At 57.4% G+C, this 13,230-nt stretch carries 11 protein-coding genes and 3 pseudogenes; 6 read left to right on the top strand and 8 right to left on the bottom strand.

Annotated features, from left to right (window positions below):
• Window positions 1–590 precede the first annotated feature (590 nt).
• On the bottom strand, window positions 591–776 hold the full coding sequence (locus VJ109_RS19655; protein ID WP_491745821.1) for a DUF8106 domain-containing protein: 186 nt from the start codon (window positions 774–776) through the stop codon (window positions 591–593).
• Window positions 773–1,030 carry a DUF8028 family protein gene (locus VJ109_RS18165; protein WP_324761181.1) on the bottom strand — a complete coding sequence of 86 codons (258 nt, stop codon included), beginning with the start codon at window positions 1,028–1,030 and terminating at the stop codon, window positions 773–775. Before VJ109_RS18165 ends, VJ109_RS19655 begins: the two co-directional genes overlap by 4 nt.
• 501 nt (window positions 1,031–1,531) lie before the next feature.
• Between VJ109_RS18165 and VJ109_RS18160 the strand changes: the two genes are divergently transcribed.
• The 4 genes and pseudogenes from VJ109_RS18160 (at window position 1,532) to VJ109_RS18150 (ending at window position 4,789) form a co-directional block, all read left to right on the top strand.
• Entirely contained in the window at window positions 1,532–2,887 is a 1,356-nt protein-coding gene (locus VJ109_RS18160) for a class-II fumarase/aspartase family protein (protein WP_324761180.1), read from the top strand.
• Window positions 2,888–3,176: 289 nt separating this feature from the next.
• Window positions 3,177–3,305: pseudogene (locus VJ109_RS19650) on the top strand (PIN domain-containing protein); the annotation flags it as partial.
• Between the two features lie 161 nt (window positions 3,306–3,466).
• Window positions 3,467–4,246, top strand: a complete 780-nt coding sequence (locus VJ109_RS18155; RefSeq protein ID WP_324761179.1) for a sulfite exporter TauE/SafE family protein — start codon at window positions 3,467–3,469, stop codon at window positions 4,244–4,246.
• Between the two features lie 126 nt (window positions 4,247–4,372).
• Window positions 4,373–4,789: an HVO_A0114 family putative DNA-binding protein gene (locus tag VJ109_RS18150; RefSeq protein WP_324761178.1), complete on the top strand. Its 417-nt coding sequence runs from the start codon at window positions 4,373–4,375 to the stop codon at window positions 4,787–4,789.
• Window positions 4,790–5,433: 644 nt separating this feature from the next.
• On the opposite strand, the gene VJ109_RS18145 is transcribed toward VJ109_RS18150, so the two are convergent.
• From VJ109_RS18145 to VJ109_RS18135, 3 genes are all read right to left on the bottom strand, one after another.
• Window positions 5,434–6,246 (bottom strand): hypothetical protein, encoded by an 813-nt coding sequence (locus VJ109_RS18145; RefSeq protein ID WP_324761177.1) that lies wholly within the window; start codon window positions 6,244–6,246, stop codon window positions 5,434–5,436.
• Window positions 6,239–6,523: a hypothetical protein gene (locus VJ109_RS18140; RefSeq protein ID WP_324761176.1), complete on the bottom strand. Its 285-nt coding sequence runs from the start codon at window positions 6,521–6,523 to the stop codon at window positions 6,239–6,241. Before VJ109_RS18140 ends, VJ109_RS18145 begins: the two co-directional genes overlap by 8 nt.
• A 384-nt stretch (window positions 6,524–6,907) precedes the next feature.
• A complete protein-coding gene (locus VJ109_RS18135; protein WP_324761175.1) occupies window positions 6,908–7,615 on the bottom strand; it encodes a Cdc6/Cdc18 family protein in 708 nt (235 codons plus the stop codon).
• 525 nt (window positions 7,616–8,140) lie between these two features.
• Here VJ109_RS18135 and VJ109_RS18130 point away from each other — a divergent pair.
• A pseudogene (locus VJ109_RS18130) lies at window positions 8,141–9,488 on the top strand (IS4 family transposase).
• Between the two features lie 4 nt (window positions 9,489–9,492).
• Window positions 9,493–9,716 (top strand): annotated as a pseudogene (locus VJ109_RS18125) (transposase); the annotation flags it as partial.
• A gap of 280 nt (window positions 9,717–9,996) precedes the next feature.
• On the opposite strand, the gene VJ109_RS18120 reads toward VJ109_RS18125, so the two are convergent.
• From VJ109_RS18120 to VJ109_RS18110, 3 genes are all read right to left on the bottom strand, one after another.
• The gene (locus tag VJ109_RS18120) at window positions 9,997–10,995 is read right to left on the bottom strand and encodes a YeiH family protein (protein WP_324761174.1); all 999 of its coding nucleotides are present in this window, start codon (window positions 10,993–10,995) and stop codon (window positions 9,997–9,999) included.
• Between the two features lies 1 nt (window position 10,996).
• Window positions 10,997–11,146, bottom strand: a complete 150-nt coding sequence (locus tag VJ109_RS18115; RefSeq protein ID WP_324761173.1) for a hypothetical protein — start codon at window positions 11,144–11,146, stop codon at window positions 10,997–10,999.
• A 123-nt stretch (window positions 11,147–11,269) separates the two neighbouring features.
• Window positions 11,270–13,216 carry a TRAP transporter permease gene (locus VJ109_RS18110; RefSeq protein ID WP_324761172.1) on the bottom strand — a complete coding sequence of 649 codons (1,947 nt, stop codon included), beginning with the start codon at window positions 13,214–13,216 and terminating at the stop codon, window positions 11,270–11,272.
• Between the last annotated feature and the right edge of the window lie 14 nt (window positions 13,217–13,230).

The following is a 13,230-nucleotide window of genomic DNA, read 5'->3' as shown; positions in this document are numbered from 1 at the left end:
CGGGTTGCGTTCGCCGATCGATCTGGCTCGAGGATCAGCGACGGTGCGCGAGCGCGGGCGATCGCGAGGGTGCTGTATTGGCGAAAATCTTGAGAACCATGGAGTGGGGGTAGTGATCTGGTGAGGCCCCTAGACAGTGATAGGTGTCAGTGGGCGCGCTGAATAGAGCGCGCGAGTCTTGCAGGGCACTGGCTCCAGGAGTTGGGTGGCAGAATTGGTCAATACAGGATACACGTTCGACGTGTTACTTCCATCCACTGGGAGCGACCCCGAGTCTAATCACGATCGGGCGATACGCTAAGGCGACGACGAGAACGATCGCTAATTCGATCCAGAACCTGACTTCGCCCCAAACCGCCTGCACTACCGTAAGGACGAGAAAGACGATAATCAATAGCGCAAGGTAGTGTGGAGCGAGTTCCTTCAGTCCATCAGTATCCATGCACTCTCTACGGGAAGACCCCTCTCAAACCTTCCCTCTACGATGCGGTATGCGTCCTCTCTATTCAGCACGGTGTTTCTATCAGTTCTCGAGAAACCCAGTACAGACGGATACCGAAATCTGCCACAAAGCAAGTGAGACAGTGGGGCTACACGTCTGGTTGATCGACGACGACGTCGCCACAGCGAGGACAGAGAAGCCGCTCGTGATGGACGGCATCATCCATAATCCAGTCGCCCTCAATCGGGCTGGCGTGCTCGCAGGTCGGGCAGAACAGCGTGGTCTTGATGTACTGTTGCTCGGGATCTTGAGTGGAATTCTTGCAAATGTTCATGCGTTGGGGGAGTAGCTGTGACCGAAGGCGGCACAGACGATGTTCAGGACGACCAGTCCACCGACCAGGAGCGGTCGGGTCGCGACGACGTTCGTCGCGAGCGTGCCTGCGATGACCAGCGGCAGCGGAATCGTCGCCCAGAAGGCGATACCCTGGAACACGGCGACGATCGTCTCGACGAACGTCGCCAAGAGTGCCTGGAGGTTCGATGCGACGGCGGGTGGGCGTGGGATGGAGGGGTCGGCAGTGGACATAGGGCTTCGCGTACTTTGTCAATGAACTGGTACCCCCATATAAAGCGCAGATTATCAGTATGGATTCGGCTCGCTTCACTGTTCGGTGGATCGTTTTACCACCTTTCACGGGGTCGGGAAAGCGGGCTGAAACCGATTCAAAATGTACAAGAAGTTTTAGAACCGCGAGCAAACCGATAGAAGGGATTGCGGTATGTTCCAGCGTGTGATGATCAACTCACCGGTATCGCCAGGCCAGATATCTTAACCAACAGAGTGGCCTGCCCGTAGTTGTTGGTTAAGATGGTTGAAAAAACACCGTTTTAGTACGCGATAGCGGCTAAGCGCCGTTGTGTCGGGCCTTCCTGTCCACGTTGTCGAGAGCGTCTTGCCCATAGGTTATCATTTTATCAACGCTAAAAGAAGCTGACTGAATCGAGTCTCAGTAGATATACGGAGTGACCGAACACCAGACTCGAATCCGACCCAGGACTTATTCTCCAGACCGCTGTTGTGCCTCGTATGAATCCGCTGCTCGACGGGGTTCTCTTTCGAGACGTATTCACCACCAAAGAGATGCGGACGGTGTTCGGCGAGACGGCGTTCGTTGACCGGTTTCTCGAAGTTGAGGCCGCTCTCGCGCGGGCCGAGGCAGAGATCGGAATCGTACCCGAGGACGCAGCGACCACGATCACGAATCACGCCTCGGTAGCGTCGATCGATATGGCCGACGTCGCAGCGAACGTCGACAAACTCGGACTGTTCTCGATGAGTATCCTCGAAGCGTGGACGGACGAACTCGGTCCGGCCGGCGAGTACGTGCATTGGGGGGCAAGCACCCAAGACGTGTCTGACACGGCGATGGTTTTGTTGCTACGCGACGCACACGAGGTGTTGCTCCGGGACGTGGTCGCGGTTCGGGACCAGTTGGCCACACTGGCCGACCAGTACCGCGAGACGCCGATGGTCGGGCGCACGCAGTACGCAAACGGCCCGCCCGTCACGTTCGGGCTGAAGGCAGCGACGTGGGTCGATGAACTCGACCGCCACGTTAGCCGACTCCTGAACATCGAAGAGCAGCTGTTCGTCGCCCAACTCGCGGGCGCGAGCGGCACGCTCTCGGCGCTCGGTGACGACGGAATCCAAGTCCTGGACCTATTCGCCGACGAGCTAGATCTCGGGGTACCGCGGGTCGGATGGACGGCCAGTCGGGACCGGTTCGCGGCGTTCCTGAACGTGCTTGCTTTGGTCGCCCGCACGCTCGCACGAATCGCACGTGAGATCCTGTTTCTGAACCGACCGGAGATCGACGAACTCGAGGAGACCGTCCCCGAGGACGAACTCGGGAGCAGCACGAACCCCCACAAGGAGAATCCGGTCTTCTCCCAGCACACCGTCGGACTGGCACGGCTGGTCCGGTCTCACGCAGGCACGATGCACGAGTGCCTGGAATCGATGGGTGAACGCGACCGCTCGGCCTGGTACGTCGAGTTCGCCCTGCTTCCGGAGAGTTGCTGTTACCTGGCTCGGATGCTCGAAAACACGAACCGCAACCTCGACGGACTGACCGTCCGATCGAACCAGATGGACCGGAACCTCCGAGCGTCGGGCGCACTCGTGCTCTCTGAGGCCGTACTGTTCGCGCTGGCAAGGCACGTCGGCCGGCAGACTGCACACAGCATCCTCCACAAGAACGCGATGCGAGCAGTCCAGAGCGACCGGGACTTTCTGGCCTGTCTCAAGGCGGACGATCGTGTCACGGACCACCTCTCCGAAGCCCAGCTCGAATCGCTCGTCGACCCGGACAACTACACCGGACTCGCGGAGCCGTTCGTCGACAGGGTACTAGATGGGCTCACGGACCTGGGAGACCCCTGATCACTGTCGGTCGAACAGTCTGGGCAGGTCGTCCATCAAGGGCGACAGTTTAGTCGGGTTCCCCATCAACCCTCTCCAAGGGTTATCGCGCTGGTTCAGCTAAACCGTCCCCACCCCGACGGTGGTCGTCCCGTAGCTGTCGTCCCACGGTGTCGCCACGTGGGCGATTTGTTCGGCGGAGGATACCGGTCTGTTCGACAACGTACCGGTACCCAATCAGGGATTCAGAAGTCGAGTTGAGTCGGTGTGAGCTGTTCAATATCGGAGCGGTAGCTAAGTGAATCGAATCGTTGCTGCGCAGTTGCTTGACACCGAAGAAGCCGACAACGTTGTGCTCTTGACGACCGACAAACCAGCGGGCCAGGCTGCAGAAGCGCTCCTACCACAACATGGCTTCAATGATCGTATCGACTTCTGATATGTCAGCGTTCAATATCTCGAAACGCTCACCGCTGACGAATTTCGATAACCTCATTGCGAGAAGGTGTCATGGAACAGTTCTCACACCCTGCTAATCGTCGCAGTGAGAATCGGTCGATGCACAGGGAATATAGCGCACCCGAGAGACGAAGTGGATAGATGCTCGATTCTGTATTCGGTCTCCCGCTCATCGTATTGCTTGTGGGGATCGCGTTTCTCTCTGGTATTGGAATAACGACGGTTGGTCCGGGAGGTATTTTTGTAACAATCGCATTATATTCGCTGACACCAATTTCGTCGGGCACGGTTGCAGGAACTGCACATGCCACCTTCATTGCAACTGGTCTCGTCGGCAGTGCTGCGTACGTTCACTCTGGAGAGATGAAAACCGGCCAAGCACGCGCGATGGCGCTTATACTCAGTCTCTCGAGTATCATTGGAGCCCTCATCGGCGCGTACGTGAACTCCTTCATCCCGAGAACGACCTTCGGACTCTTGCTCGGTGCCGTTGCGATGGCGACCGGTATCACTATCGTCTATCGTGAACGGCGCGGGCTCAGTCCACTGTACCAGCTGGACGCGACGCGACGAGAGGGGCAGGTCGTCCTCGGCGTCTTGGGATCCGGTCTCGGAATCACCAGCGGCTTATTAGGTGTTGGGGGTCCTGTGATCGCAGTTCCGGCACTGATCCTGATCGGCGTCCCGATGTTGCCGGCTCTCGCTGTCTCTCAGGTGCAGTCAATCTTCATTGCAGCGTTCGCCACCACAGGATACCTCTTCCAAGGCAACGTATCGCTGCCACTCGCAGCGTTAGTTGGCCTGCCATTACTCGCAGGCGTCGTTGTCGGATGGAAAGTGGCTCACCTCGTCAACCCCGCTAAATTAAAAGTGGCATTGGGTATTGTTCTCATCGTCGTCGGGCCCTATCTTATACTGTAATCATTCTAATAGCTGATTCGTCTAATTGTGGGTGCAAACAACACCTTGGGAATCGTTCTATGACACCCTATAAGATTATTGGACTCTGTGCCAACGCTTTCCGTGTGGGGGATAGTTCCAGCCCATATGGCCGGAGACTCCTACGAAACGACCGATCGCACGCTCCACGTCCGCTTTCGCGAGAGCAGTGATCACGATATCGAGGAAGCGCTGGCAGCGATCGACCGTGGCGAAACACCCGAGCCACATCTGGAAGTGGTGTACCACGACCCGGCCGACATCCATCGTGTGACACGGCCCAAATCACTGGAATTGCTTCGTGCCATCGTCCAGCACGAGCCAGCGAGTATCCGGGAGACCGCTCGCCACGTCCATCGTGACGTGAGCAAGGTCCATCGGAATCTTATCGAACTCGAAGAACTCCATCTGGTCGAGCTCGTCGACGACGGCCAGTCCAAGCGACCGGCCGTCTGGTACGAGGCAATCGATATCGACCTCCCGTTGCTCTCGCCCGAAGTCGAGTCCGACGAAGCGACTGCGTAGCGAGTGTGGTGAACCGCCAGGAAGGCGTGGCTACAAGGCTCGCGCTGCTCGATAGAGTGTATACAGATACGCAACTGGCGCACCGACAATCGGGAAAAGGAGCGGAACGATCACGGCCAACAACACGCCTGAAAGAAGCGTATCGATTAGGATTACTCGAAGCGCGTTCCGAATCCCAGGGGATACGAGGACCAGATAGTAGTGTGCGAGCCCGAGAATTATCGCTCCATAGCTGACTGCAAGCAGGCTTCCCAGGATTCGCTTACCCCCTTCGACTGCCGTTGCGTTCTGTAAGGCGATTCCACTGGCCCACATCCACTGGATCGGTTCCAAATCTTCTTTGTGGCCTTTCTCTCGGAGTTTCCGCAATTGCTGGCAGCCCGAGAGTGTCATTCCAGCAGCAGTGACACACCCCAGTAGCAGTATCCCAATAGCAACCGGACGGTACTGTAATCCGAACTGCCATAACCCAGGATCACCGGGATGCTGTGGGTATACTGTCGGTCCAAAGACCCAGCTACGGACTCCGTCGATTGTTGACTGATCTTGGGCCAACCCCTGCTGGATGAGTTCGCGAAACCGATCAATCCATTGCGAAATGGATTGCTGTGGCCCCGATTGTAACACGGTGAGTCCGCTACCAGTCATTTCGATCTCACCTGCCCTGCTGGCTCTGCGCGGTTGATGATGACCACTGCCACAGCGCCGAGGAATCCGAGGACATAGATCACCTTCGAAGCCAAGAAGACCAGTATCTCAGCTTCCAGTGCCTGGAAGTTGTGGAGCTCCGCACCCACGGCGATCAGCAAGACGCCGACTAACCCGGTCGCCGGGAATGCGTCCCGCACGGCCCAGAACCGCCAGCCAAGCCCTAACAGACCGCCGAACATCGTGAGCAGCGTCCACGTGATGACGACATCTGTGGTCAGCGTTGGAATCGTCAGTGGACCGACTGTCGTTAGTCCGACCCCGACCCAGACGCTCGTGATGATCGCTAATAACCCGAGAAGCTGGAAAACTGTCCACCAGCCGATCGTCTGAGCAGTACTTTGCAGGCCGCCACCACTGGTGCTACCTTGCTGGTGGTTGCGTTTGGACGAGCCAGTGAGCTGTCGAAGTCGGGATCCGACTCGACCAAGCGCCGAGCGTAACATCCCAGGTGCCTTCTCAGCGTAATATTTGAGTTTTAGATACCCTCTCACGGTTCCGACTGCCTGGAACCATGTACCAGTAAACGAGAGAAGTACGATCGCAATGCGCTTGTTGACGACAGCCCATGGAAGTGCAGCGGCCACCGTGAGGACAATCAGACCACTCATCAGAGCTGTATCATTCGGGCTGTAAACAGCATACATAGCCGCTAGGAGGGCTGCTCCGGCCAGCATCAATGCGACATCCAGCCACGGCGGCTCGTACGAGACAACCCAGTCAATTGGGAAAAATAGTGGATCAGGCATATTCTCCGACCAACTCCTGTGTGATAGCTGCAGTAAGGATACCCAGGCCCACGAACAGACCACCCAAAGCGAATGGTCCCAAAAGAAACATTGCAACGTATCCGAGCCCACCCAAGAGCTCCAGCAGACCCGTATTCCACGGTGTTGGCAGGAATCCTGCCATCAAGACGACTGTGAGTATAGGAATCCCGATGGGTCCGATCACGAGTATTTTGAGTGCTTCCTGTTGCTGTTCACGATCACCTGTGAGATAGATGAGCGTTGTTGCAAAACTCATCAATACCCACAGATACGGAATTCCGAACGCCTGACATAGCCCTGTCGGTGGCCAGCACACGACCTCCAATTGTGTAAACAGCTCTAAGAAATTTATTCTCCGCTGAAGGGGCGCGATAATCGCTCCCGTCCTTGCCGCCCATAGCTCCACACAGCTCACCGAGACCCGAATTGTCGCTCATGGCACAGAGGCATTGAGACAATTCATCGCGTCAGCGCTGAAATCCAGCAATTGTGACCGTCGGAGAACACGAGACTGGTGCAACGGCTACCGTCTTAACCAACAGCGATAGACGTGAACCCGCTTTGTTGGTTAAGGCATCGTTAGTACCCCTGAACCGAATGCTACTGGAGCAATTAGCGGTCCCAGATGTTCTATCGCTGCTCAGACGAACGACGTAATCCGGGACTGGTTCGCATCCCCGGGATCGGGGACGAGATCGTAGCGTTCAAGCATCGACTCAGCGCCCTCCTGATCGTATCTGAGCCCCTCGAAGACGAGTTCCGGTGACACCTCCAGCGTGTGGATATACGAGCGCCCGCCTGCGCGACCGAGATTACGTTCGTCGCGTTCGAGCAGACCGTACGGCCGAATCGAATCGAGGAAGTCGTTGACTCGACGTTTCGAGCGCGGTTCGTAATCGCAGACCTGACAGATGTTCTCGTAAACCTGATAGATGTTCTTCGCCCGGGGTGAGGCGTCCTCGTCGATGTTGAGAAAGGCCGTCGCGAGCAGCGCGAGTTTCATCTGGGACGTGAGCTGATCGCGCACGATGGTGAGCACGCGCTGTTCTTCGACACGACTACCCGCTTCCTCAACGTGAGCCTTGGTGACCTGGGGAGCGTCCTCCTTGCGGGCGATATTACCAGCTGTCTCCAGAAGATCGAGCGCCTCGCGAGCGTCGCCCTGTTCTTGGGCAGCGCGGGCAGCACACAGCGAAATGACGCCGTCGTCGACGGTCCCCTCCCGGAAGACCAGATCGGCGTAGTGTTCGAGAATCTCGGTCAGCTCCGTCGCGTCGTACGGCGAGAAGAAGATCTCGTACTCACAGAGCGTGCTCTTGACCCGCGGGTCGAGTGAGTCTTTGAACATGTGGTTGTGTCAGTCCCGTGTGCTCGGTACGACACCAGATCGTCTCGACACCGCCTTGCGTCTGTTTGGTACGGTACCGAGCGGCCACTGGCTCGTGGCGAAGCTCGACCAGGACGCACTCGACAAAGGCAGCCACCTCCGTTGGTGACCGTAGCGTCGGAACCGTTGCTTCGAGCGACTGCCAGGGATCCTGGTGTGCTGGTGCATCGACCTCGTCGACGACGAGATCTGCAGGTTCGCTTGCTGGCTGTACGACTCCGTCGGGCTGGCTGTTGACAGACATGGTTCTGTGTCGGATCGCGCTCTTGGGCACGACCCCGCACCTCCCCTGGGGGGGTAGAAAATCACGCTGCTGTACTGTTTGAGGGAGGTGGTTCAGGATATCAAAGAGCAGTGCTGTTTTCGGAACTACTGGGACGAATCAGCCGATCAGTAGGTGTGCGAAGCACGCGTTCTAGTTTAGCGAAGAATCCAGTCGCTGTCTGTTGATTAGATATCGTCGCAACTACCCGGTTGAGGAACCCGGTGGGAAGTGTGTACTCTCCACCGGACTCGGTGGTTATTGACCGGATTCAAAGAGCCTTTCCCTCCGATGAGTTACGCGAGCGCGCTCGCGCAACGAATCTTGTTCAAGGAGAGCGGAAGTTCGACATCGTTGCGCTGTTTTACACACTCTCATTGGCTTCGCTGCTGGCTCAGACCGCTCTTTGCAAGCATTTCTCGAACGCTACGTCGAGATGGCTGACTGCGACGAACTCTCTTACGCGGCGTTCCACGACTGGTTCGAACCGGGCTTCGTTGCACTCCTTCGAAAGATTCTCGATGACGCTATCGAGAATCTCGATACCGGACGAACCGACTTGAACGGACGTCTCGAACGCTTTCGAGACATCCTCATCGCCGACGTAACCATCGTTTCGCTGTACCAGGACGCCGCTGAGATCTACGCAGCAGCTGGCGACGATCAAGCCGAACTGAAACATCACCTCACAGAATCTCTCTCGACCGGCCTCCCAACACGATTCCGCACAACCGACGGGACGACTCATGAACGGAGTCAGCTACCCACCGGCGAGTGGGTAGCTGACGCCCTCATCCTCCTTGATTTAGGCTTTTACGATTTCTGGCTGTTCGACCGCATCGATAAGAATGACGGCTGGTTCGTATCGCGTGTCAAAGACGACGCGAATTTCGAGATCGTCGAAGAACTGCGGACGTGGCGGGAGAACACCATCCCACTGGAAGGAGAGTCGCTGCAGGCCGTCCTCGACGACCTGCAGCGACAGGAAGTCGACGTACGCATCACACTCTCGTTTGAGCGAAAGCGAGGGTCGGGCGCCAGCGCGACCCGGACGTTCCGATTGGTCGGCCTACGTAACGAGGAGAGCGAAGAGTACCATCTCTATCTAACGAATCTCGGCAAAGATGACTATAGCGCGCCCGATATCGCGCAGCTCTATCGGGCGTGCTGAGATGTCGAACTGTTGTTCAAGGAGTTGGGGTCACGGTTCGGCCTGGACGAGATCAACACGACCGACACCTACATTATTGAGGCGCTAATCATCATGGCGGCGATTTCGTTGAGATGAGTCGTGTAATCGTGGATGAGTTACGGTCGCTTGGGGCAAGACAGCGAGAGGCCGAAGCCGCCGCAGACGACGACTCGTTGGCGTCGCGGCTCCCTCGCCGTCGCTGTTCGCTAGCCGTTGAACGCCACGCTCATCTGATCCAGCTGTACCTTATGGTCGATTTGGGCTACGAGCTGCCGGATTTAGACGAGCTGTTGCTGTGGGCGTCACGAAATCCAAATCCACACAGAGATCGATCACGTGAGCAGGTTGAACGAGGTGAGTTCGGCTTTGACCGCCACTAAACTAGAACCGATGCAACTGAAACAATCGACCTAGACGAGACGTACAATCGCCGGACTAGAGTGGAGCGAACCAACGAATCAGTGAAGGATTGCGGTCTCGGGCGGACGCACGCCTGAGGCCGCATCCACGCACGAACACAGGTCTTCCTCGCTCTGTGTCTTCGCCTCGTCGTCGCAATCACCAACTACGAACGCGGCGACAATCCGGGAAGCACAGTCATCACGGTGTTAGAAGAGTTCTATGACACCCTCTCGGGAATACAAAAGGCGGTCGAGGTAGCTGTCTACCTGCTTGGTATTCCTCCGCGTGAAAGCGGAGATGTCTCTATATGTTCCATCTTACTTTCGAATTTACGGATAAATCTGTATTGGTGGGTCATATATCCGAAATATAGTATCGTATTCAACTATCTGATAGTAGATATTCACATTTGGTTTCATAATTTCACATTCACAAATTATAAATTCCAATATATACTCAGAGATGGTGAAATACCAGTTAGTGACGTTAGAATATGGTTTGGACGACGAGGAAACTGGCGGTAGCCATTATGAGTAGGTATAACAGTACCGTCAGAAACGGTCGAATCCCGGTCTGGCGGAGATTCTTGGCCTGGATTTCACATCCCAATCCGACGAAGGCAAGAACGAAGAGCCAATCGGAGATCATCTCGACGGTGTCTACGAATCCCGTTGAGATTCCGGGAAAGTTAGCGATCGCGGCGACGAGGAAAAATCCAATGAGAAACTTCGGGAACTGGTTCCAGAACGTGCGGGGGGACGTCCGCTTGTCGCTCCCGAGCGAGTACGAAAACGAGTACGTGAGAACGACCAGTCCGATGAGGGAGTTGCGTGTTAGCTTCGTCAGCGTCGCCCATTCTCCCGCCGTTTGGCTGTGTGCGAAGCCAGCGGCGGCGACCGGACCGGTGCTGAACATGCTGAGCCCGGACCAGATCCCGAACGCCACCGAGGACATGTCGAGGACGCTTCCCGCGATCGGGAACGTGACCAAGGTGAGCGCGTCGAAGACGAGAATCGTCGCGGTGGCATACGCGATATCGTTCTCCGAGGCGTCAATCGTGCCTGCGACGGCGAGGACCGCAGAAACGCCACAGATGCTCGACCCGGTCGCCAGCAGCGCCGGGGCTCGGCCGGAGAGGCCGAAGACGTAGCGAGCGAGGAACTCAACTAGGAGAATCCCAAACGCGACGACGGCAAGGGTCAACCCGAGGATCCGCGGCCCGGCGTCGATGACATCACTCAGCGAGATGCTGGCACCCAACAGGACGATGCCGATTTCCAAGAGCAGCTTGTACGTATCGACGCCCGGTTCCAGTGACTTCGGCACTCCGTATGTATTACTGAGAACCGCACCGAACAACACGGCGAAGATAAGCGGCGTTCCCCATCCGAGAACCGATACGGAGAGCTCCGCGGCGACCCCGAAACCAACCAGTAAGAGAAGTCCCGGGAGGAGTACCTTCACCGACCGAGGTTCGTCATCCATCTCAGGCCAGCGCGAGCGCGGCGAGACTGAGGGCCAGCCCGAGGATAGTCGCCTGCCACCCTCGTTCTAACTCGTACCACCAGCGATGAACGGTGCTGACACTACTTGTGGCTGAGAGATCCTGCTGGATTTTCATACTGTCGTTGCCCACACCGATGCAACGACGATACTTTAATTTACTGCACAGGCTGGTTCGGTGCGATGTCGCTATGTCGGTGGCTAACGGGCGAACCCGTCCGACAGCAGTAAAAAGACAGTCCGCGACCGGACCGGATTAGTTCAGACTGAGCCGGGGGACCGCTCGATCCCGATCGTACGCTTCGGTCAGCACCATCAGGCCTGCACAGAGGAGACCGACCACAATGAGCATGAACAGGCTGACTGGCATGATCTGCGGAGGGATCATCAGTAGGAGCGAACTGAGGATAGCGAATCCGCGTGCGACCTTGTTCTCCACTGGCCATCCCCAGAGACCGATCTGGATGAGAATGACGGCCAGGCCGAGTGCCAGCGTGTCAATGATGATGGCGGACGCCGGCATTTGCAGTAGGATAGCCGGGCGGTAGACGTACCGAATGGGGATGATGAACGTCGGTAGAACCATCTTCATCGCCTTGAGCGCGACCGTGATCGGGTCGGCATCTGCGACCTGCCCTGCGGCGAAGGCAGCGAGTGCAACGGGTGGGGTAATCGTCGAGTACACCGCGAAGGTGAAGATGAAGAACTGCGCTTTCAGGCCACCCATGTCCACGGCGACGAGCGCGGGGCCAAGTAACGCGGCCGCGAGAATGTAGGCCGCGGTCGTGGGCATCCCGAACCCGAGGACGATGGAGAACGCGGCCACCAGCACCAACAGCAGGATGACGACGCCACCGGCCAGCGCGACGACCCACTGGCCGAAGATAACGCCCAGGCCGGAGGTGTTCAGGGTCCCGAGAACGATAGACGCACACGCCGTCGCCATCGCGATCTGCGTCGCGTTGCGAGCGCCTTTATCCAGCGCTATCGCGAGTTTGTCGACGCCGACACGGGATTGTGGCTGGAGCGCGCTCACGAACATGAGGACGATGACGCTGAAGAACACCGCCCGGTAGATGGTGTACCCCTGGAAGAGCATATAGAAGAGGACGAGAATGGTGACGAAGAAGGAGGCGGCGTAGCCGCGTTGGGTCTTTAGCACCTCCATGGGTGGCTGTATCTCGTCTTCGGGAATCGGCTGGATCCCCTCGTTTATCGTCTCGGCGTGGACGGAGAAGTAGACCGAGAGGTAATACAGCGCGGCCGGGATGACCGCCGCCAAGGCGATGACGATGTAATCGATACCGAGGAACTGCGCCATGATGAACGCCCCGGCCCCCATAATCGGTGGCATGATTTGTCCGCCACACGAGGCAGCGACTTCAGTCGCTCCGGCGAAGGAGTTCTTGTAGCCGAACTTCTTCATCGTCGGAATGGTGAAGATGCCGGTCCCGTAGACGTTTGCCGCCGCGCTCCCCGAGAGACTACCGAACAGGGTGCTCGCGACGACGGCGATCTTCGCTGCGCCACCCTGCCGGCGGCCGACGAGCGACTTCGCGAAATCGAGGAGGAATCGGCCCGCCCCGGTCACTTCCAGGAACGCGGCCATGACCACGAACAGGAAAATGAATGTCGCGGAGACCCGCGTCGGGATACCCCAGAGGCCGTTGGTCGTGACGAACAGGCCGTCGACCCAGTTCGACGCTGGGACGGCCGGACTGGTAAACGGCGCCGGGAGGCGACTCGAGAAGAACCCGCCGAGCAGAATCAGCGTCACGATAGACGCGAGTAGTCGGCCGACGATCCGTCGCGTGGCTTCGATGACGAGAACGATCGAGATGATGGTATAGACGAAGTCAAGCTGTGCCGGTGCCGTCACGTACGCCGTCTTGTTCAGTAACCGCTGGTAGTTGAGGATGATATACCCCATCCCCGAAAGCGAGAGCGCAATCAACACGAGGTCGACGAGCCGGTATCTGATCTTGTGACTCCCCATGAACGGGACGATGGCGAAGGTGAGCGCGGCGAGGAGATACACGTGGGCGGAGCGCTGAACGAGCGAGCCGAAGATACCGAACGCACCGGTATATAGGTGAAACAGCGACGTCACGATTGCCAGCAACGAAATAGCGAACTGCCCGCTGTTGCGTAGTTTGTCGTATAATTCGTCGTCGGTCGTCGATTGTGTGGTGGTTGTCGTCATGGATGTCGTACAGT

Source organism: Haloarcula montana (assembly GCF_035666295.1).
GTDB classification, from domain to species: Archaea; Halobacteriota; Halobacteria; order Halobacteriales; family Haloarculaceae; genus Haloarcula; species Haloarcula montana.
This window is presented reverse-complemented; position numbering and strand designations above follow the sequence as displayed.